This window comes from Vibrio celticus (genome assembly GCF_024347335.1).
In the GTDB taxonomy this organism is placed as follows: Bacteria; Pseudomonadota; Gammaproteobacteria; order Enterobacterales; family Vibrionaceae; genus Vibrio; species Vibrio celticus.
In genome coordinates, this window is record NZ_AP025463.1 from 884,624 (window position 1) to 906,098 (window position 21,475).

At 44.7% G+C, this 21,475-nt stretch carries 21 protein-coding genes; 13 read left to right on the top strand and 8 right to left on the bottom strand.

Annotation, left to right across the window (positions count from 1 at the left end; genetic code table 11):
• Nucleotides 1-57: 57 nt before the first annotated feature.
• Entirely contained in the window at nt 58-504 is a 447-nt protein-coding gene (fcrX, locus tag OCV19_RS04215) for a ferric iron uptake transcriptional regulator FcrX (RefSeq protein ID WP_017061956.1), read from the bottom strand.
• Between the two features lie 207 nt (nt 505-711).
• Between fcrX and OCV19_RS04220 the strand changes: the two genes are divergently transcribed.
• Entirely contained in the window at nt 712-1,218 is a 507-nt protein-coding gene (locus tag OCV19_RS04220) for a DUF4442 domain-containing protein (RefSeq protein ID WP_019820496.1), read from the top strand.
• Between the two features lie 96 nt (nt 1,219-1,314).
• Here OCV19_RS04220 and fldA read toward each other — a convergent pair whose 3' ends face one another.
• The 3 genes from fldA to OCV19_RS04235 form a co-directional block, all read right to left on the bottom strand.
• A complete protein-coding gene (gene fldA, locus OCV19_RS04225) occupies nt 1,315-1,848 on the bottom strand; it encodes a flavodoxin FldA (RefSeq protein ID WP_010436745.1) in 534 nt (177 codons plus the stop codon).
• A 58-nt stretch (nt 1,849-1,906) separates the two neighbouring features.
• Nucleotides 1,907-2,125 (bottom strand): DUF2788 domain-containing protein, encoded by a 219-nt coding sequence (locus OCV19_RS04230; protein WP_004737900.1) that lies wholly within the window; start codon nt 2,123-2,125, stop codon nt 1,907-1,909.
• A gap of 108 nt (nt 2,126-2,233) precedes the next feature.
• A complete protein-coding gene (locus OCV19_RS04235) occupies nt 2,234-2,995 on the bottom strand; it encodes an alpha/beta fold hydrolase (RefSeq protein WP_065675888.1) in 762 nt (253 codons plus the stop codon).
• Nucleotides 2,996-3,088: 93 nt separating this feature from the next.
• Here OCV19_RS04235 and seqA point away from each other — a divergent pair, with 93 nt between their 5' ends.
• Nucleotides 3,089-3,628, top strand: coding sequence for a replication initiation negative regulator SeqA (seqA, locus tag OCV19_RS04240; RefSeq protein ID WP_017061953.1), 540 nt, complete (start codon nt 3,089-3,091; stop codon nt 3,626-3,628).
• A gap of 92 nt (nt 3,629-3,720) precedes the next feature.
• Nucleotides 3,721-5,367: a phosphoglucomutase (alpha-D-glucose-1,6-bisphosphate-dependent) gene (gene pgm, locus OCV19_RS04245; RefSeq protein WP_017061952.1), complete on the top strand. Its 1,647-nt coding sequence runs from the start codon at nt 3,721-3,723 to the stop codon at nt 5,365-5,367.
• A 121-nt stretch (nt 5,368-5,488) separates the two neighbouring features.
• On the opposite strand, the gene OCV19_RS04250 is transcribed toward pgm, so the two are convergent.
• Entirely contained in the window at nt 5,489-6,247 is a 759-nt protein-coding gene (locus OCV19_RS04250) for a DUF1853 family protein (RefSeq protein ID WP_065675889.1), read from the bottom strand.
• Between the two features lie 90 nt (nt 6,248-6,337).
• Between OCV19_RS04250 and OCV19_RS04255 the strand changes: the two genes are divergently transcribed.
• Complete coding sequence (locus OCV19_RS04255) at nt 6,338-7,096, top strand: Nif3-like dinuclear metal center hexameric protein (RefSeq protein WP_065675890.1); 759 nt, start codon at nt 6,338-6,340, stop codon at nt 7,094-7,096.
• A gap of 254 nt (nt 7,097-7,350) precedes the next feature.
• Here OCV19_RS04255 and OCV19_RS04260 read toward each other — a convergent pair whose 3' ends face one another.
• Nucleotides 7,351-8,640, bottom strand: a complete 1,290-nt coding sequence (locus tag OCV19_RS04260; protein WP_017061949.1) for a citrate synthase — start codon at nt 8,638-8,640, stop codon at nt 7,351-7,353.
• 417 nt (nt 8,641-9,057) lie between these two features.
• Between OCV19_RS04260 and sdhC the strand changes: the two genes are divergently transcribed.
• The 8 genes from sdhC to sucD all read left to right on the top strand — a co-directional run bounded on the left by sdhC (nt 9,058) and on the right by sucD (nt 18,673).
• The gene (gene sdhC / locus OCV19_RS04265; RefSeq protein WP_019820486.1) at nt 9,058-9,450 is read left to right on the top strand and encodes a succinate dehydrogenase cytochrome b556 subunit; all 393 of its coding nucleotides are present in this window, start codon (nt 9,058-9,060) and stop codon (nt 9,448-9,450) included.
• The gene (gene sdhD, locus OCV19_RS04270; protein WP_010436768.1) at nt 9,444-9,791 is read left to right on the top strand and encodes a succinate dehydrogenase, hydrophobic membrane anchor protein; all 348 of its coding nucleotides are present in this window, start codon (nt 9,444-9,446) and stop codon (nt 9,789-9,791) included. Before sdhC ends, sdhD begins: the two co-directional genes overlap by 7 nt.
• Nucleotides 9,792-11,558: a succinate dehydrogenase flavoprotein subunit gene (gene sdhA, locus OCV19_RS04275; protein WP_048606450.1), complete on the top strand. Its 1,767-nt coding sequence runs from the start codon at nt 9,792-9,794 to the stop codon at nt 11,556-11,558.
• Nucleotides 11,559-11,570: 12 nt separating this feature from the next.
• Nucleotides 11,571-12,284, top strand: a complete 714-nt coding sequence (locus OCV19_RS04280; RefSeq protein ID WP_010436773.1) for a succinate dehydrogenase iron-sulfur subunit — start codon at nt 11,571-11,573, stop codon at nt 12,282-12,284.
• Nucleotides 12,285-12,381: 97 nt separating this feature from the next.
• Nucleotides 12,382-15,198: a 2-oxoglutarate dehydrogenase E1 component gene (gene sucA / locus OCV19_RS04285; RefSeq protein WP_017061946.1), complete on the top strand. Its 2,817-nt coding sequence runs from the start codon at nt 12,382-12,384 to the stop codon at nt 15,196-15,198.
• Between the two features lie 21 nt (nt 15,199-15,219).
• Nucleotides 15,220-16,428, top strand: coding sequence for a 2-oxoglutarate dehydrogenase complex dihydrolipoyllysine-residue succinyltransferase (gene odhB, locus OCV19_RS04290; protein ID WP_017056410.1), 1,209 nt, complete (start codon nt 15,220-15,222; stop codon nt 16,426-16,428).
• Between the two features lie 206 nt (nt 16,429-16,634).
• Nucleotides 16,635-17,801 (top strand): ADP-forming succinate--CoA ligase subunit beta, encoded by a 1,167-nt coding sequence (sucC, locus tag OCV19_RS04295; RefSeq protein ID WP_010436793.1) that lies wholly within the window; start codon nt 16,635-16,637, stop codon nt 17,799-17,801.
• Nucleotides 17,801-18,673: a succinate--CoA ligase subunit alpha gene (gene sucD / locus OCV19_RS04300; RefSeq protein ID WP_004734209.1), complete on the top strand. Its 873-nt coding sequence runs from the start codon at nt 17,801-17,803 to the stop codon at nt 18,671-18,673. The genes sucC and sucD overlap by 1 nt, the downstream gene beginning before the upstream one ends.
• A 116-nt stretch (nt 18,674-18,789) precedes the next feature.
• Here sucD and znuB read toward each other — a convergent pair whose 3' ends face one another.
• On the bottom strand, nt 18,790-19,575 hold the full coding sequence (gene znuB / locus OCV19_RS04305) for a zinc ABC transporter permease subunit ZnuB (protein WP_065675891.1): 786 nt from the start codon (nt 19,573-19,575) through the stop codon (nt 18,790-18,792).
• Nucleotides 19,575-20,354, bottom strand: a complete 780-nt coding sequence (znuC, locus tag OCV19_RS04310; RefSeq protein WP_065675892.1) for a zinc ABC transporter ATP-binding protein ZnuC — start codon at nt 20,352-20,354, stop codon at nt 19,575-19,577. The genes znuB and znuC overlap by 1 nt, the downstream gene beginning before the upstream one ends.
• Before the next feature lie 83 nt (nt 20,355-20,437).
• Here znuC and znuA point away from each other — a divergent pair, with 83 nt between their 5' ends.
• Nucleotides 20,438-21,322: a zinc ABC transporter substrate-binding protein ZnuA gene (znuA, locus tag OCV19_RS04315; protein ID WP_065675893.1), complete on the top strand. Its 885-nt coding sequence runs from the start codon at nt 20,438-20,440 to the stop codon at nt 21,320-21,322.
• Nucleotides 21,323-21,475: the final 153 nt, after the last annotated feature.

Here is a 21,475-nt window from a genome sequence, read left to right on the forward strand (position 1 = left end):
ATCGTACTTATGTAGGGCCATATAAAAAACGCCGGCCTAAGCCAGCGTTCTGTATTACTACTTCGCTTTATGCGCGTCTGGATTGCCTTTGCAATCTCCGTTAATGCTTTTGCCGTACAAGTACAAACTGTGGTTTGTTAGTTGCACGTTGTAACGCTGAGCAATCTCTTTCTGTCTTTCTTCGATGATGTCATCAGAGAATTCGATCACTTCGCCACAATCTAAACATACAAGGTGGTCGTGGTGGTGCTGTGTAGAAAGTTCAAATACAGACTTGCCGCCTTCGAAGTGGTGACGAGTTACAATGCCAGCGTCATCGAATTGGTTAAGTACTCGATAAACGGTTGCAAGACCGATTTCTTCACCTAGGTCGATCAGCTTCTTATATAAATCTTCAGCACTAATATGTTGGCAGTCTGGCTGTTGTAATACTTCTAAAATTTTGAGCCGTGGAAGGGTCACTTTAAGACCTGCATCTTTTAGCGCTTGATTATTGTCTGACATATACTTTCCTGTTGATGATCTGCAGCAATTAACAGAATTCAATATTAATATCATTATAGTTTAGTCAGGCATAACAATAAACCACGAACTTCAAAGGGTTACTTACTGACATCACAATCTGTTTTGTAAATTGGAAGTATCTCACTTATAGTGGAGGTACGACCAGTCAAGGTGACGGTGTTTCTGATATGAACATGGAATGTTGTTATGAATAAGCAACTCGCAAAAATATATAAACCCAACATTGTAAAATTTGCTCTTAATATTTGGCCTCCCTTTTGGGGAGCGGGTATTCGAATAGCCCACATTAGCGCTGACTTTAGGGTTGTTAAGACAGTACTTAAACTACGCTGGTGGAATAAGAACGCCAATCGTACTCAATATGGCGGCAGTATCTTTTCTCTTACCGATCCCGTTTACTCATTGATGTTAATGGGAATTTTAGGTGAGCGATATTATGTTTGGGATAAAGAAGCGAGCATTAACTTCATCAAGCCGGGGCAATCGGACTTGTATGCAGATTTTGAGATAAGCCAAGGGCAGCTTGATGATATCTATCGTCAGACACAGCTCGGTGAAAAGTGTTTTCCTGAATTTATTATTCACGTGAAAGATAAGCAGGGTAATGTGGTTTCTGAAATTCAACGCACCCTCTATGTAAGAAAGAAGCCGCAATTTAGAGATGATGATGAAGCATTAGAAGCTGAGTGCTAATTAGTAGATTTTAAATAGCAAAAAACCTCCCATAAGGAGGTTTTTTCATATCTACATAATGGTTATTAATTGTAACAATTAACAACCACTAGAGAATTAGTCTTCTAGCTCTGCTAGGCACATCTCTTCGTGGATTTGTTTAACCCAGTTAGATACGCGCTCATCAGTTAGCTCAGGTTGACGGTCTTCATCGATACATAGACCAACGAATTGGCTGTCATCGCCTTCAACTAAACCTTTCGATGCTTCGAATTCGTAGCCTTCAGTTGATGTGTGACCTAGGATAGTACCGCCTTTCGCTTCAACGATGTCACGGATAGTACCCATAGCATCACAGAAGTATTCTGCGTAATCTTCTTGGTCGCCACAACCAAAGATAGCAACAAGCTTAGTTGAGAAATCAATAGCTTCTAGCTCTGGGAAAAAGTCATCCCAATCACATTGTGCTTCGCCGTAGTACCACGTAGGGATACCAAGAAGCAGTAGATCGAAGTTATCGATATCTTCTTTGCTGCTTTTTGCAATGTCTTGAACGTGAACGAGCTGTTTGCTCAATTGCTTTTGAATCATCTTAGCAACAGCTTCAGTGTTACCTGTATCGCTACCAAAGAAGAGACCTACACTTGCCATAGAATCATTACCTTTCATTTTGTCTGTTGTCGGTGTAATAAAGTTCGGAAGAGAATCGTTAGATCCCAGTTCCTTCCCAGCTTAGTTGGATTATCCCTTTGGCGATAAAACCCGCACAGCCAAGGAAAAGTACTAACCATACGATGCGACGACCAAATGGAGGAACATTTCCCTGCTTGAGAACGTCCTTAATTGCCATACCGATTAAAAAGAAAATCGCGGCAAACAGGAGATCTAAACCAACAGATTCGATGATGTTCATGTAGTCGTAAAGCATGGGAACCTTATATACCAATTTTGCTTGGGCGCACTATATCACTGTTGTGAGATAAAGTTAATCTGCAGTAATTACACAGCTCTCATTTATCTGCACGAAAAAGTGCAGTTAAGCGATGAATTTTCTAATTGCTCGAAGTACTTCTGCTGGTTTTTCAGCATGCAGCCAGTGACCGGTGTTGGCAATGACGTGCGCTTTTGCATTAGAAAATTGCTGTTGAACGGCTGCTTGATGTTCTGCGGTGAGGTAATCAGAATCCCCACCTTTTATGAATAAGGTTTTGACCGAGGTTTTCTCGATCGGTTCCCAGCCAATGATGTGCGCGTAATTAGCTAGCAGTGATGCGACGTTAAAGCGCCACTCCATAATGCCTTGCTCTGTTTTGAACAAAGATTTGGTCAAAAACTGGCGAACGCCATCGATCTCGATATGTTTTGCGAGAACCTTGAGTGCGTCTGAGCGTGAAGTCGGTTTTTCTTCTATCACGGCTTGTAGGCCTGCGAATACGTTGTCGTGGCGACTTTGAGTGTACGCGACTGGCGCCATATCCAAGACAATCAATTTATGCAGCGCAAGATGCTGTGTCAGTGCCATCGCTACTTTGCCACCCATCGAGTGACCAATCACAGTGACGCCTTCTAACTTAAGATCATGCAGCAGTTGAGCCACGTCTTGTGCCATCGCTTGATAGTTATGAGTGTCACTATGGAAGGATTGACCGTGGTTGCGGAGATCGATACTAAGTACCTGATGATCGGCTTTTAGATCCCTAGCGAGCAAGCCAAGGTTGTCCAGATTACCGAATAATCCATGGATCAAAACAATGGTGTGACCCTCACCTTCAATTTTATAGTTGAGCTGTACTGACATTTTTATCTTATTCATGGTGGGTTTGACGTAGAGTATCCGCGCGGATCTCGCTATAATCCCCCAGAGTTTAAACATTGAGATTGTGAAAAGCGAATGAAAACAATTGAGGTTGATGAGGACCTATACCGTTTTATTGCGGGTCAGACAGAACGTATTGGCGAAAGCGCTTCAGATATTCTGCGCCGCTTGTTACAGGTTGATAGCCAAGGCATGGCTCCGATCGAAGAGATCGTTGAGCCAAAAGGTATCGTTGTTAGCAAAGAGGTAGGCTTTACTCCAGAGAAGTTCGATGGCGTTAAAGAAATGCGCTCACTACTAATATCAGATGAGTTTGCATCACTAAAGAAAGCCATTGATCGTTTCATGCTTGTGTTATCAACACTGCATAAAATCGACCCTTTAAGCTTTTCAGAAGCAACTCAAGTAAAAGGCCGTAAGCGCGTTTACTTTGCAGATAACGAAGCGACGTTGCTAGCAAACGGCAACACGACTAAGCCTAAAGCTATTCCACAAAGTCCTTTTTGGGTTATTACTAATAACAATACAAGCCGAAAAAGACAGATGGTTGAGCAGCTTATGAGCCGCATGAATTTCCAAGCAGAATTGATAGAAAAAGTAACAGGTTCAATTTAACGAAATCTGATTTAAACCTCATAATATCCATGGATAAGAAGATATTATGAGGTTTTTTTGTTTTTAAATTTTATATATAAGGATGTCGAAAAATGGCTATGCACCCTCGTGCTGGGCAGAAAGCTCAGCAGGAAGATCTTCATAATATCCCGGCTTTAGTTGCTAACTATTTCTTACAGCAACCGGATGCTACGAACCCAGATCATAAAGTACTTTTCGGTACTTCAGGTCACCGCGGTACAGCAGACAAATCAACATTTAACGAAAACCACATTCTAGCAATTGCACAAGCGGTTGCTGAAGTTCGTGCCGAGCAAGGTACAACTGGCCCTCTTTTCTTAGGGAAAGATACTCACGCTCTATCTGAGCCTGCGTTCTCTACGGTTATCGAAGTGCTTGTAGCGAACGGTGTTGAAGTTATTATTCAAGAAAACAACGGCTTTACTCCAACACCTGGTATCTCGCACGCGATTCTTACGCACAACCTAGTGAATGACAAAAAAGCCGACGGCATTGTTATCACGCCTTCACATAACCCACCTCAAGACGGCGGTATTAAATACAACCCGACACACGGTGGCCCAGCTGAAGCTGAACTGACTCAAGCGATTGAAGACCGTGCGAACGTGATTATTGCTGAGCAAATGCAAGGTGTTAAGCGTACGCCTATCGCACAGGCTAAACAGTCTGAGCTAGTAAAAGAAGTTGACCTAGTCGCGCCATACGTCGCTGATTTGGTTAACGTCGTGGATATGGAAGCGATCCAGAAAGCAAACATTAAGATTGGTGTTGATCCACTGGGTGGCAGCGGTATTGATTACTGGCGTCAAATTGGTAAAGCGTACAATCTAGATCTTACTCTGGTAAGTGAAGCGGTTGACCCTTCATTCCAATTCATGTCTCTAGATAAAGATGGCGTAGTTCGTATGGACTGTTCTTCTCCATACGCAATGGCAGGCTTACTGGCGCTTAAAGACGAGTACGCTCTAGCATTTGGTAACGACCCAGATTACGATCGCCACGGTATCGTGACACCTAAAGGTTTGATGAATCCAAACCACTTCTTAGCGGTTTGTATTGATTACCTATACCGTAACCGTGAAGGTTGGGGTAAAGACGTTGCTGTTGGTAAGACACTAGTATCAAGTGCATTAATCGATCGCGTAGTTTCTGACTTAGGTCGCGAACTTTGTGAAGTGCCAGTTGGTTTCAAATGGTTCGTTGATGGTCTTTACAACGGCCAGTTTGGTTTTGGTGGCGAAGAGAGCGCAGGTGCTTCTTTCCTACGTAAAGACGGTACGCCTTGGTCAACAGATAAAGATGGCCTGATTCTTTGTCTACTTGCGGCTGAGATCACTGCTGTAACAGGTAAGAACCCACAAGAATACTACGAAGAACTTGCCGCTAAACACGGTGAATCTAAGTACAACCGTATTCAAGCGGTAGCAAATGGTGCACAGAAAGACGTGCTGAAGAAACTATCTCCAGAGATGGTTTCTGCTGAGACGTTGGCTGGTGATGCAATTACTGCACGCCTAACACACGCTCCAGGTAACGGTGCTGCGATTGGTGGCTTGAAAGTGACAACTGAGAACGGCTGGTTTGCTGCTCGTCCATCAGGTACTGAAGACATCTACAAGATCTATTGTGAAAGCTTTAAGGGTGAAGAGCACCTGAAAGCAATCGAAGCAGAAGCTCAAGAGATTGTGAACCAAGTATTTGCAGCGGCTGGCCTATAATCGAATCTCGATTACTAGAGTTGCTACGTAAATAGAAGAAGGGTTGATGTGAAAGCATCAGCCCTTTTTATTTGTGTTGATTTTGTATAAGCGGGAAAGGTAACTGAGTTAGCTCAAACGACTAACCGTGTGGCCAACTTTGTGGCATCACAAACCAGAATTGCCCCGACTTTGTTTGCCCATGGACGAAGCGATCACCAAATTCGGTGATAGGTTCACAGGTGAAGTCATCAGTGCCAGCTGCCCATTGCTCTTTGGTGAGTGGATACAGTGGTTCACTGATTAAATGAGCCTGATCTTGATAGCACCAAAAGCCGTTTATTTGGCTTGGGTTAATGTCGTAGCCCAAACATGCAGTAGGTACGTTTTGTTCTAAGAATGGGTTGGTGTACAGACGACCTTGCATCAGTAAGTGCTTTGAGTCGACATCGATCTCTGGATATTGCTCAATAAACGCTGAAGAAGAGGACATTGCCAACTGGTGGCTGAACATCCTGTCGAGTTTCTTATCCAATTGGTCGTGAGAGTTGGGTCCAAACCATGTTTGTTCGTGGAGCAGATAAAACTTAATCGCCACTTCCCAATGTTCCAGCTTTTGGCTGCTCTCTTCTTCAAGAATAAAGTCGATTGCACCAAGAGTTCTGCCTTCCACATTGATCTGAATCTCGTCGTGCTTTATCGAGTAATTCGGTGAGGCAGCGATCACTTGCTCGCATAGATATTGGTAGAGGAAACCTAATCTAGGATTACCATCATAAGTATGTGATGAGTCGATGGCATGGTGGCTAGAGAATGCACTGAGATCCGAAACTGGTGGCTTGATTTCTAGTAATGGCGGTGAGTCGATGACCCATTGGTAAAAACGTTGCAGTGCTGTCATCTCTTCCTCATAAACTCATCGTGGGGCTTTCGACATTCTACCCGTAAATTGATATAACGACGTTATTATAAAGGTAAGCTGGAAAGAAAAATGAATAACTTACAATTAGAAAAGCTACTTAACGAAAAACTGCAGCCACAGCAGATTAAAGATTACTGTCCTAATGGTCTTCAAGTTGAAGGCGCAACAGAAGTGAAGCGAATTGTTACCGGTGTGACAGCTTCTCAAGCCTTAATTGATAAAGCGGTAGAACTGAACGCAGACGCTTTGTTAGTCCATCATGGTTTTTTCTGGAAAGGCGAGTCAGAAGCCATTCGTGGCATGAAGGGCAAGCGCATTCGTACTCTGATTAAAAATGACATCAACCTTTTAGGTTATCACTTGCCGCTTGATATTCATCCTGAGCTTGGTAATAACGCGAAACTGGCGGAGTTACTTGAGATAGAAGTTGAAGGCGGCTTGGAAGGCCATCCACAATCGGTTGCTATGTTTGGTAAATTAAAAACACCAATGACAGGTACTGAATTTGCAGCAAAAATCGATAAAGTTTTGAATCGTAAGCCATTGCATATCGCTCCAGAAAACCAAGACAAAATGATTACGACCGTCGGTTGGTGTACTGGTGGCGGCCAAGATTACATTGAACTTGCAGCTTCTCAAGGTATTGATGCGTTCATCTCTGGTGAAGTTTCAGAGCGCACCACTTATTCAGCACGCGAGCAAGACATTCATTATTTTGCTGCTGGTCACCACGCGACTGAGCGCTACGGTGTAAAAGCGCTAGGTGAATGGTTAGCGAGAGAGCATGGCTTGGATGTTGAGTTTATTGATATCGATAATCCGGTATAAGAGCAGATTCGGGATGAGGGATACGGGTCGAGTGTATGCGTCATTCTCTAGACTGACGAAGGAATAGGGAATCTCTGAAGGTTCTCTATAAACTGATTGAGATCCCCAACTCACTCGTCCCTCGTTCTTGGGGATGACGATATTATTTTATTCGTTCACTTCGCATTCTTGAGGATGACGGTGTTGAGAGCGTACAAAAGAAAAGGGGTTGATGTTCTCACACCAACCCCTTTTAACATTATGATTTATAGCAACTATTCACGTTCGTGAAGTGCTTTAAAGTCACGTTGTTCTTCACCAGTATACAGCTGACGAGGACGGCCGATACGGTTCGTCGGATCGCTGTGCATTTCGTTCCAGTGAGCAATCCAACCGATGGTACGAGACATCGCGAAGATTACAGTAAACATAGATACTGGAATACCGATTGCTTTCAGAATGATACCTGAGTAGAAATCTACGTTCGGGTATAGTTTCTTAGAAACAAAGTACTCATCAGAAAGAGCGATACGCTCAAGTTCCATTGCCACGTCTAGTAGTGGATCTTGGATGTTTAGCTCTTTAAGTACTTCGTGACACGCTTCGCGCATTACTGTTGCACGTGGATCGTAGTTCTTGTAAACACGGTGACCGAAGCCCATCAAACGGAATGGGTCATCTTTGTCTTTTGCTTTCGCAACGTATTCTTCAATGTTATCTACGCTACCGATCTCTTCAAGCATGCGCAGACAAGCTTCGTTTGCACCGCCGTGAGCTGGGCCCCAAAGTGATGCGATACCTGCTGCGATACACGCAAACGGGTTAGCACCAGATGAACCAGCAAGACGCACTGTAGACGTAGAAGCGTTCTGTTCGTGGTCAGCGTGTAGAGTAAAGATTTTATCCATTGCACGAGCAACGATAGGGTTCACTTCATACTCTTCACATGGGTTTGCAAACATCATGTGTAAGAAGTTTTCTGCGTAGCCTAGGTCGTTACGTGGGTAGATAAACGGCTGACCGATTGAATATTTGTAACACATTGCAGCCAGTGTTGGCATTTTTGAAATCAGGCGGTATGCCGCAATTTCACGGTGTGTATCGTTGTTTACATCAAGTGAGTCGTGGTAGAACGCCGCTAGAGCACCTACAACACCACACATTACAGCCATAGGGTGAGCGTCACGGCGGAAGCCGTGGAAGAAACTAGCAATTTGCTCATGCACCATAGTGTGACGTGTCACGGTAGTCTTGAACTTTTCGTACTCAGCTCGAGATGGGGCTTCACCGTAAAGAAGTATGTAACATACTTCTAAGTAATCAGCGTTATTGGCAAGTTGGTCAATTGGGTAACCACGATGTAAAAGAATACCTTTTCCACCGTCAATAAAAGTGATTTGAGACTCACAGGATGCAGTGGCAAGAAAACCAGGGTCAAAAGTGAAAAAACCATTAGAACCTAGTGTACGAACATCGATCACTGGAGTACCAAGTACACCTTCTGTAATCGGCAGCTCGATTGGCGCTTGACCTTCAATGTGAAGGGTAGCTTTCTTATCCGCCATAACAATCTCCTTTGTTTATTATTTAATCCGTCCAGGATGTTTATGTGCCATTTTTTTACTGGTCTTACGTGGGAAAGTCAATTTTTCTGCAGCTTTGTGTGCACTTGTTAGTGTTTTTTACATTAAATTCGTTAAAAATCTGGTCTGTGTAGCATTATTTGTTACATCAATTGTATTAGAATGTTGCCAGCCGTATAGTGGCGCTGAAAAGTTTGGTTAAAACCTTATAAATGCAAGGCTAAGAAGAAATGTGAGGTGTCTTTCTTAATCGAGCAGTTAACAATTATTTTACAATTATCTAAGGCTCAACTTCAGTTATTTGTTAAGTTAATGTTAAATTTTGAAGGTTAGCAATCAAATTTTGTCCATAACAATATCATAAGGTTATTTAATGACCATAATGCTCAATGGAGCTGAGTGAGCAAGCCCGTGAAAGAAAGAAAGACAAGACCTGTTAATTTAGATTTACAGACCATCCACTTTCCAATCACAGCAATAGCTTCCATCCTACACCGTGTGTCTGGGGTGATAACTTTTGTCGCGATTGGAATTTTGCTTTGGTTACTATCCATTTCCCTCTCATCCCCAGTAGGCTTTATGGAAGCTAGCGACATTGTCGATGGTTTCTTCGTGAAGTTTATTCTGTGGGGCATTTTAACCGCTTTGGCTTACCACATTGCTGGTGGTATTCGTCACCTTCTTATGGACCTAGGTCACTTTGAAGAGCTGGAATCTGGCGCTAAGAGCGCTAAGGTTGCATTCGCAGCAACAGCGGTATTGTCTCTACTAGCGGGGATCTTAGTATGGTAAACAACGTTTCTACTTTTGGTCGTAATGGTGTTCATGATTATCTACTGATTCGTGCAACTGCCATCATTATGACTCTTTACACTATCTACCTAGTAAGCTTCTGTGCTTTCTCTGGTGATATCTCTTACGCATCTTGGACGCAATTCTTTGGTGGAACATTCACTAAAGTCTTCACCATGTTAGCGCTTACTTCTGTTTTGGTTCACGCGTGGATCGGCCTATGGCAAGTACTAACTGACTACATCAAATGCGCAAAACTGCGTGTTGGTCTTCAAGTTGGTGTTGTTGCAGTTCTTCTTGGATATTTCTTCTCTGGTCTGTTTATTTTGTGGGGTGCGTAAGTGACTATTCCTGTTCGTGAGTTTGATGCCGTAGTTATCGGCGCTGGTGGTGCAGGTATGCGTGCCGCACTGCAAATTTCTGAGCAAGGCCTTTCTTGTGCATTGCTTTCTAAAGTTTTCCCTACTCGTTCTCATACGGTTTCAGCGCAAGGCGGCATCACTGTTGCTCTTGGTAACGCGCATGAAGACCATTGGGAACAACACATGTATGACACAGTAAAAGGTTCTGATTACATCGGTGACCAAGACGCTATCGAATACATGTGTAAAAACGGTCCTGAGTCGGTAATCGAACTTGAAAAAATGGGACTACCTTTCTCTCGTTTTGAGAACGGTACTATTTACCAGCGTCCTTTCGGTGGTCAATCTAAAAACTTTGGTGGTGAGCAAGCGGCTCGTACCGCAGCTGCAGCCGACCGTACTGGTCACGCTCTGCTTCACACGCTTTACCAACAAAACATTAAACACAAAACGACCGTTTTCTCTGAGTGGTATGCACTGGATCTTGTTAAGAACGAAGATGGTGCAATCTTAGGTACTACTGCGCTTTGCATGGAAACAGGCGAGGTTTGCTACTTCAAAGCGAAGGCAACAATCCTGGCTACCGGTGGTGCTGGTCGTATCTACGCATCAACAACCAATGCACATATTAATACTGGTGACGGTGTTGGTATGGCGATTCGTGCTGGCGTTCCTATGCAAGACATCGAAATGTGGCAGTTCCACCCAACGGGTATCGCTGGTGCAGGTGTATTGGTAACGGAAGGTTGTCGTGGTGAAGGTGGTTACCTTCTCAATAAAGACGGCGAACGCTTCATGGAACGTTACGCACCAAACGCTAAAGACTTAGCGGGTCGTGATGTTGTTGCTCGTTCAATGATGGTTGAAATTCGTGAAGGTCGCGGTTGCGATGGCCCTTGGGGTCCACACATTAAGCTTAAGCTTGATCACCTAGGTAAAGAGACGCTTGAATCTCGTCTTCCTGGTGTATGTGAACTTTCTCGTACCTTTGCTCACGTTGATCCAGTTAAAGAGCCAATCCCAGTAATCCCAACATGTCACTACATGATGGGTGGTGTACCAACACAAGTTTCTGGTCAAGCTATTAAGCAAACTGAAGACGGAAGCGATGTTGAAATCCAAGGCCTATTTGCTTGTGGTGAAATTGCATCAGTTTCTGTACACGGTGCTAACCGTCTAGGTGGTAACTCACTGCTTGATTTAGTGGTATTTGGTCGTGCGACAGGTCTACACCTAGGTGAGACACTGAAGAAGCAAGACGAAGCGAAACCTGCAACTGAAGCTGACATTGAGCGTTCACTAGAGCGTTACAACCGTTGGGAAAACAGTACAGACGGCGAAGATCCAGCGCAAATTCGTAAAGATCTTCAGCAATGTATGCAGAACAACTTCTCGGTATTCCGTGAAGGCAAAGCAATGGCTGAAGGCCTAGAAGAGCTAAAAGCGATTCGCGAGCGTCTGAAGAATGCACACCTATCTGATAAGTCTACAGAGTTCAACACTCAACGTATCGAGTGTCTAGAGCTTGAAAACTTGATGGAAACAGCATTCGCAACGGCTGTTGCTGCAAACTTCCGTACAGAGAGCCGTGGCGCACACGCTCGATTCGATTTCCCTGACCGTGATGATGAGCAATGGCTATGCCACTCACTTTACAACCCAGAGTCAGAGAGCATGACTAAGCGTGGTGTAAACATGGAACCTATCCATCGTGAAGCGTTCCCACCAAAAGCACGTACGTACTAAGGAGATATGACCATGAAACTGAATTTCTCTTTATACCGTTACAATCCAGATGTCGACCAGAAGCCTTACATGAAGGAATACACTCTAGAAGTGGATGAAGGTTCAGACATGATGCTTTTGGACGCGCTTATTCTGTTGAAAGAGCAAGATCCAACAATCTCATTCCGTCGCTCATGCCGTGAAGGTGTATGTGGCTCGGATGGTTTGAACATGAACGGTAAGAATGGCCTAGCGTGTATCACGCCATTGTCTGCGCTTTCTGGCCAAGACAAGATTGTGATTCGTCCACTGCCTGGCTTACCCGTTGTTCGTGACCTGATTGTAGACATGACTCAATTCTACGATAACTACGAAAAAGTGAAGCCATTCTTAGTGTCTGATGGCAATGTACCACCGGCTCGTGAAAACTTACAAAGCCCTGATGAGCGTGCTCATTTAGATGGATTGTACGAATGTATCATGTGTGCATGTTGTACAACGTCATGCCCATCGTTCTGGTGGAACCCTGACAAATTCATCGGACCAGCAGGCCTGCTTGCAGCGTACCGTTGGCTAATTGATAGCCGAGATACAGCGACAGACGAACGTTTGTCCGATCTTGATGATGCATTTAGCGTTTTTCGTTGCCATGGCATCATGAATTGTGTAAGTGTTTGTCCTAAGGGATTAAATCCGACGAAAGCGATTGGTCACATCAAGACCATGCTAGTGAATCGTTCGGTTTAAGTTATATAAAAATTGCCGCCCTAGAAGTTTTGGGGCGGCCTTTTAATAGCTCGGCATAGACCGCAGCAAACGTGAAAACTACTGGTTAAGGGAAAATATGCACAACGGCGTGATGAAGGCATGGCTCGAGTCTTCACACTTGGCTGGCGCCAATGCAACGTACGTAGAAGAACTCTATGAACTGTATCTAAGTGACCCAGATTCGGTAAGTGACGAATGGAGAAGTGTTTTTGAAGAACTGCCTGTGCAAGCTTCAGAGACAGTGGAACAACCACACTCTCGTGTTCGTGAATACTTCCGTCGACTCGCTCAAGAAACAAAGCATTACAGTGTCCAAGTTAGTGATCCAGATGTCGATGCGAAACAAGTAAAGGTTCTGCAACTTATTAATGCCTATCGATTCCGAGGGCATCAAGCAGCAAATCTAGACCCCCTAGGTTTATGGAAAAGAGCGACAGTTGATGAACTGGACCCTTCTTTCCACACTCTTACCGAAGATGACCTCAATGAGACGTTTAACGTCGGCTCTTACGCCATTGGCCAAGAGACGATGGTGCTTAAAGATCTCTACAAATCTCTAAAGCAAACTTATTGTGGCTCTATTGGTGCAGAATACATGCACATGACAAATACAGAGCAAAAGCGTTGGATCCAACAACGTTTAGAGTCTGTATCTGGTCAACCCTCTTTCAACAAAGAAGAAAAACAAGCTTTCCTAGAAGAGCTAACTGCTGCTGAAGGTCTTGAGCGCTATCTTGGTGCGAAATTCCCAGGCGCAAAACGCTTCTCGTTGGAAGGTGGTGATGCGCTTATCCCAATGACGAAAGAAATTATTCGTCATGCTGGCGGACAAGGCATGCGCGAAGTTGTTGTTGGTATGGCTCACCGTGGTCGTCTAAACATGTTGGTCAACGTGCTTGGTAAAAAGCCACAAGACCTGTTTGACGAGTTTGCGGGCAAGCACGATGACACGTGGGGTACTGGTGACGTGAAATACCACCAAGGTTTCTCTGCGGACTTCGCAACGCCAGGCGGCAACGTTCACTTAGCACTTGCATTTAACCCATCTCACTTAGAAATCGTAAACCCGGTAGTTATCGGTTCAGTACGCGCGCGTCAAGATCGCCTTGGTGATAATGACGGTAGCCGTGTACTTCCAATTACTATCCACGGTGACTCAGCTATCGCTGGTCAGGGTGTAGTACAAGAGACGTTTAACATGTCTCAAGCGCGTGGTTTCTGTGTGGGTGGTACGGTTCGTATCGTTGTAAATAACCAAGTTGGTTTTACAACGTCTAACCCACGCGATACTCGTTCTACGATGTACTGTACTGATATCGCGAAGATGGTTCAGGCTCCGATTTTCCACGTTAACTCTGATGATCCAGAAGCGGTTGCGTTTGTTGCGCGTCTTGCATTGGATTACCGTAATACGTTTAAGCGTGATGTTGTTATTGATTTGGTTTGTTACCGTCGCCACGGTCACAATGAAGCCGATGAGCCGAATGCAACACAGCCTTTGATGTACCAAAAAATCAAGAAGCACCCAACACCACGTAAGCTTTACGCTGACGTGCTAATGGAGCGCGGTGAGTTTGGTATTGATACAGCAACTCAGCTAGTTAACGAATATCGTGATGCACTTGATCACGGTGAAGTTGTGGTTAAAGAGTGGCGCCCTATGGCACTTCACTCAGTAGACTGGTCTCCTTACCTAGGTCACGACTGGAACATCGAGTGGGATAACAAGATTGATATCGAGCGCCTGAAAGAGCTTGGTACCAAACTTTGCCAATACCCAGACAGCCACAAGCTGCAAAGCCGAGTCAATAAACTGTACAACGATCGTACTGCCATGGTGAATGGTGAGAAACAAGTCGATTGGGGTATGGCTGAAACGCTGGCTTACGCAACACTTGTTGACGACGGTAAGCGTATTCGTATCTCAGGCCAAGATTCAGGTCGTGGTACGTTCTTCCACCGTCACTCAGTACTGCACAATCAATCAGATGCAAGCACGTATGTTCCTCTTGCGAACATTCATGATAAACAAGGGCCATTCCAAGTGTTTGACTCTGTGTTATCTGAAGAAGCGGTACTCGCATTTGAGTATGGTTATGCAACAGCAGAGCCAAGCGGTCTAACCCTTTGGGAAGCACAATTTGGTGACTTCGCAAACGGTGCACAAGTTGTTATCGACCAATTCATTTCATCAGGTGAGCAAAAGTGGGCACGTCTATGTGGTCTAACTATGCTGCTTCCTCACGGTTATGAAGGCCAAGGCCCAGAGCACTCTTCTGCACGTCTTGAGCGTTACCTTCAGTTATGTGCTGAACAAAATATGCAGGTTGTTGTTCCTTCAACACCGGCACAGGTTTACCACATGATTCGCCGTCAGGTTGTTCGACCAATGCGTCGTCCACTGATTGTAATGTCACCTAAGTCATTGCTTCGTCACCCTCTGTGTACTTCTTCTCTTGAAGATTTGGCAGAAGGCACGTTCCAACCAGCTATCGCAGAAATTGATGACCTGGCTCCTGAGAACGTAAAACGCGTCGTGTTCTGTTCAGGTAAGGTTTACTTTGACCTGCTTGACCAAAGACGTAAGAACGAGCAAGACGATGTCGCTATTGTACGTATTGAGCAACTTTACCCGTTCCCTTATGAGGACGTGAGAGCTGCCATCGCACAATACACAAATGTAGTCGATTACGTTTGGTGTCAAGAAGAGCCACAAAACCAAGGTGCTTGGTACAGTAGCCAACATAATTTCCGAGCTGCTATCCCAGTAGGTGCTGATATTCAATACGCAGGTCGTCCTGCATCAGCATCACCAGCTGTTGGCTATATGTCGGTACACTTGAAACAACAAAAAGCGTTAGTTGACGACGCTTTGACCCTACTTAAGAACTAGAAGTAAAAGGAAAATACGCACATGACAATTGAAATTCTGGTTCCAGATTTACCTGAATCTGTGGCTGATGCAACAGTTGCTACTTGGCACAAAAAACCGGGCGAAGCGGTTGCACGTGATGAAGTCATTGTAGATATCGAAACAGATAAAGTAGTTCTAGAAGTACCAGCTCCTGAAGCGGGTGTTCTGGAAGCTATCATCGAAGAAGAGGGTGCTACGGTACTTTCTAAGCAGCTTCTGGCTAAAATCAAGCCGGGTGCTGTCGCTGGTGAACCAACGAAAGACACCACTGAAGATACAGAAGCATCTCCTGACAAGCGCCATAAAGCTGCGCTAACAGAAGAGAACAACGACGCACTAAGCCCAGCCGTTCGTCGCCTGCTTGCTGAGCACAACCTACAACCAGCTGACGTTAAAGGCACTGGTGTTGGTGGTCGTATTACTCGTGAAGACATCGACGCACACCTAGCAGCAGCGAAAGCGGCTCCGGCAGCAGCATCTGCACCAGCAGTTGAAGCGCCAGCAGCAGCTCGTAGCCAAAAACGCGTACCTATGACTCGCCTACGTAAGACAGTTGCAAACCGTCTTCTAGAAGCGAAGAACAGCACAGCAATGCTGACTACTTTCAACGAAGTGAACATGAAGCCAATCATGGACCTTCGTAAGCAGTACAAAGACCAATTCGAGAAACGTCACGATACGCGTCTTGGCTTCATGTCTTTCTACGTGAAAGCAGTAACAGAAGCGTTAAAACGTTTCCCTGAAGTGAACGCTTCTATCGACGGTACAGACATCGTTTACCACAACTACTTCGACATCAGCATGGCGGTATCTACGCCACGTGGTCTAGTGACTCCAGTACTGAAAGACTGTGACACACTAGGTTTCGCTGATATCGAAAAAGGCATCAAAGAGCTAGCAATCAAAGGTCGTGACGGCAAGCTAACGGTTGATGAACTGATGGGCGGTAACTTCACTATCACAAACGGTGGTGTATTTGGTTCTCTAATGTCTACGCCAATCATCAACCCGCCTCAAGCGGCAATTTTGGGTATGCACAAAATCCAAGACCGTCCAATGGCTGTTGATGGCAAGGTAGAGATTCTACCAATGATGTACCTAGCGCTTTCTTACGACCACCGTCTAATCGATGGCCGTGAATCAGTTGGCTTCCTAGTGACCATCAAAGAGCTACTAGAAGATCCTGCACGTCTGCTATTAGACGTTTAGTATCGCTAAAACGTCTAGTTGGCCCGGTTAGCTAGACGTAAAAAGTTTCAAAGGCTAGGCTGCTCAACGTCTGGCCTTCACTTGAACTGTAAAGCCATTAGAAAATGGACAGCAGTTTATTTGAGAAGACCCTACAGACGTAACACAGGAAACTGTGTCGTTATGGAAATAATAATCCCTTAAGGGAAAATAAACGGAATATCAAAATGAATTTGCATGAATACCAAGCCAAACAGCTGTTTGCAGAATTCGGTTTGCCTGTACCAGAAGGTTTCGCATGTGATACTGCACAAGAAGCTTTCGAAGCTGCAGGTCGTATCAGTACAGCCAAGAAAGTCGTTAAGTGTCAAGTACACGCTGGTGGCCGCGGTAAAGCGGGCGGCGTAGAGCTACATGACACCAAAGAAGGCGTTAAAGAGTTTGCACAAAAGTGGCTAGGTAAAAACCTAGTGACTTACCAAACAGACGCTAATGGTCAGCCTGTAACAAAGATCCTAGTTGAAGAAGCATCAAACATTGCTAACGAACTTTACCTAGGTGCTGTTGTTGACCGTGCAACGCGTAAAATTGTATTCATGGCGTCAACTGAAGGCGGTGTGGACATTGAGAAAATCGCTGAAGAAACTCCAGAGTTGATTCACCAATCAGCGATCGATCCTCTAGTGGGCCCTCAAGCTTACCAAGGCCGCGAACTTGCGTTCAAACTTGGTCTAGTTGGCGATCAAATCAAACAGTTCGTTAAGATCTTCATGGGTCTTGGCCAAATGTTCTCTCAGTACGACCTAGCTCTACTAGAAATCAACCCGCTTGTCATTACTGGCGAAGGCAACCTGCTTTGTCTAGACGGTAAGATCAACATCGACTCAAACGCAATGTACCGTCAGCCAAAACTTCGTGAAATGCACGATCCATCTCAAGAAGATGAGCGCGAAGCACACGCAGCACAGTGGGAACTGAACTACGTAGCACTAGATGGCAACGTTGGCTGTATGGTTAACGGTGCAGGCCTTGCTATGGGTACGATGGATATCGTAAACCTACACGGCGGCAAGCCAGCAAACTTCCTTGATGTAGGCGGCGGCGCGACAAAAGAACGTGTAGCTGAAGCATTCAAGATCATCCTTTCTGATGACAATGTTAAAGCAGTACTCGTAAACATCTTCGGTGGCATCGTTCGTTGTGACATGATCGCTGAAGGTATTATCGGTGCAGTTAAAGAAGTAGGCGTAACAGTTCCTGTAGTTGTTCGTCTAGAAGGTACAAACGCAGACCTAGGTCGCGAAGTACTTGCTAATTCTGATGTTGATATCATTGCAGCTGAATCTCTAACAGATGCTGCTCAGAAAGTTGTTGCTGCTGCGGAGGCTAAATAATGTCTGTATTAATTAACAAAGACACTAAAGTAATCTGTCAGGGTTTCACTGGCGGTCAAGGTACATTCCACTCAGACCAAGCTATCGCATACGGTACGCAAATGGTTGGTGGTGTTTCACCTGGTAAAGGTGGTCAAACTCACCTAGGCCTTCCAGTATTCAACACAGTACGTGAAGCGGTAGAAGTAACTGGCGCAACTGCAACAGTTATCTACGTACCAGCTCCTTTCTGTAAAGATGCAATCCTAGAAGCGATTGATGCAGGTATCGAACTGATCGTAACGATCACTGAAGGTATCCCTACGACAGATATGATCGACGTTAAAGTGAAGCTAGAAGAAACTGGCGTTCGCATGATCGGTCCTAACTGTCCAGGTCTTATTACTCCAGATGAGTGTAAGATTGGTATCATGCCTGGTCATATCCATAAGAAGGGTAAAGTAGGTATCGTATCTCGTTCAGGTACTCTGACGTACGAAGCAGTTAAGCAAACAACAGATGAAGGCTTTGGTCAGTCTACATGTGTTGGTATCGGTGGTGACCCTATTCCAGGTTCAAACTTCATTGATATCCTAAAACTTTTCCAAGAAGACCCAGAGACTGAAGCAATCGTAATGATTGGTGAGATCGGTGGCACTGCGGAAGAAGAAGCGGCTGAATTCATCAAAGCAAACGTAACTAAGCCAGTTGTATCTTACATCGCTGGTGTTACTGCTCCTCCGGGCAAACGTATGGGCCACGCAGGCGCAATCATCTCTGGCGGTAAAGGTACTGCTGAAGATAAATTCGCAGCACTAGAAGCAGCAGGCGTTAAGACTGTTAAGTCTCTTGCTGACATCGGTAAAGGCCTACGTGAAATCACGGGTTGGTAATCAGCGGGCTTTTATCGATTGAGATAGAAGTTAACTGAACGATATTAAAAAGGCTTGGTCACTGACCAAGCCTTTTTTGTCTGTTTTCAATCTTACGAGATACGAAAATCGTACGCTTAAGCGCGACTTCTAATCATTTGAGATAACATAAACATTGCTGCAGCACTAATAACAACAGACGGGCCTGCAGGCGTATCATAGAACCAAGACAAGCTTAGCCCTCCGAAGACTGCGATGGAGCCAATAACCGATGCGAGGAAGGCCATTTGCTCGGGTGTATTCGCGAATTTCCTTGCTGTAGCTGCTGGGATGATCAGTAGCGATGTCATTATTAACGCACCAACAAACTTCATGCCGACAGCAATCACGATACCGACCAATAGCATCAGAATCAGACGCATTAAATCAATGTTGATGCCATCAACCGCCGCGAGATCTTCGTTAACCGTCGTTGATAGTAGTGGTCGCCAAAAGATAGCAAGCACCAACCCAATCACAGCAGCACCCGCATAGATGAACACTAGATCAGTCGGCGATACCGCAAGCAAGTCGCCAAATAAGTAACTCATTAGGTCAACTCGAACGTTGTCTAAGAAGCTTACCGCTACAAGGCCTAAAGAGAGCGCACTGTGCGCCAAAATACCGAGTAGGGTATCGGTCGCGACCAGTTTTTGTTTTTGCAATGTTACGAGCAACACAGCCAGCATCAAACAACAGATCAGCAGCGCGAAGTACAAGTTAATGTTGAACAGGAAGCCAAGTGCTAATCCCATCAAAGAAGCGTGAGCAAGCGTGTCACCAAAGTAAGCCATCTTGCGCCAAACCACGAATGAACCTAGTGGGCCTGCAATCAGTGCAATACCCAAACCCGCCAAAATAGAGGGAAGAAGAAACTCAAGCATTAGTGGTGTCCGTGTTTATGGTTTGAACATTCATGTGCACCGCCCGTTACTGGTTGGCCTGCAAGATCATGATGGTGATGTTCGTGTTGGTGGTGATAAAACGCTAGCGTCTCTTGGGTCGCGGTGCCAAAGAGCGCAATATACGAAGGATGGTGTTTGATGTCTGCAGGTGCACCTGAACAGCAAATGTGGTGGTGCAAACAGATAACATCGTCTGTTTTTGCCATCACTAAATGCAGGTCGTGCGAAACCATAAATACGGCACAACCAAAGCGGTGACGAATGGTGTCAATCAAGTCATACAGGTCAATTTGCCCTTGAACGTCGACTCCTTGAGCCGGTTCATCAAGAACCAGTAGGTCTGGTCTTCTTAGTAATGAACGAGCAATGAGCACACGTTGGTTTTCACCGCCTGATAACTGGTGCATGTTGCTCTTTTGCTGATGTTCAGCACCAACGAGCTTCAATGCTTCAAGGATTTCTTGCTGACTGAACTTGCCAGTGAGCTTTAGAAAACGCTCTACGTTGAGCGGCAGGGAATCATTGAGCTTTAATTTTTGTGGTACATAGCCAATTTTCAGTTTTTTGGCTTTTGTTATTGTGCCTGAAAATTTGGTCTGTAAACCCAGTACCACTTTTACTAATGTCGACTTTCCTGCACCGTTTGGCCCAATCAGGGTGGTGATTCTGCCGCGCTCTAAATTTAGAGAGATGTTGTCTAGAACTTTTCGACCGTCAAATTCGACGCTCACAGAATCTAGTTGGATTAAGTTATCCATGAATAGAACTCATTTGCAATTCACTAATGTTATAATGTAACATTTACCTCAAGCCTAAGCTACTTTTCTATCATCGAGGGATTATGTCACGTTCATCTTTTATACTTGCTACTTTGCTTTTAGCGCCAAGTGTCGCAAGTGCCAATACTATTCTAACAAGCTTTAAACCAATTCAAATGATTGTGACGGAATTAACGCAGGGCGTTAGTGAACCGGATGTGTTGATGAACAGCAATGCTTCGCCGCACGATTATGCGCTTAAGCCATCTGATGTCAAAAAAGTTCACAGTGCCGATATGGTTATCTGGTTTGGCCCTGACCTAGAAGCCTTTTTGACTAAGGTGATTGGTTCAAAAGAAAACGTTATCAAGATCAGCGAGATTCCAGGAATTAACTTGCGAGAGTTCGGACACGATGACCACGATGCTCATGAAGGACATAATCATGGTAGCCATGACCCGCATTTTTGGTTAGGCATCGATCAAGTTGAAGTGGTCGCAAAATACATCTCAGCAAAGTTGATTGAATCTGACCCTGATAACGCAATGGCGTATCAAGAAAACCTAGATTCATTCCTGATTGCTTTAAAAGAAAAGCAGCAGTCTATTCATGAACAACTTGCGCCAGTGAAAGACAAAGGTTACTACGTATTTCACGATGCGTATGGCTACTTTGAGCAAGAGTTTGAACTAAATAACTTAGGCCACTTTACGGTGAGCCCAGAGCGTAAACCGGGCGCAAAAAGCCTGATTGCTATCAAGAAAACCTTGGTGCGTGACAATGTTCAATGTGTATTCGCAGAGCCTCAATTTACTCCGGCTGTGATCGAATCGGTGACTCGTGGAAGTAACGCTAAACAAGGCCAGCTTGATCCGATCGGTTCAACGGTTGAAGTGAAGAGTGGAAGTTATTTCGATTTTCTTCAGCAACTTACAGATAGCTACACAAGCTGCTTAAGTGGGAAGTAATTCATAACGAGTATTCTTTACTCTACTTTGCTCTCGTTAATTTATGAATGATGCCGCTTTTTGCGGCATTTTCGTGACCGTTAAGATAAAAACCTCCTAACAAATAGCAAACCTCCTTTCTCCTTTTCTAATTTCCGCTAAAATAGAAAGATA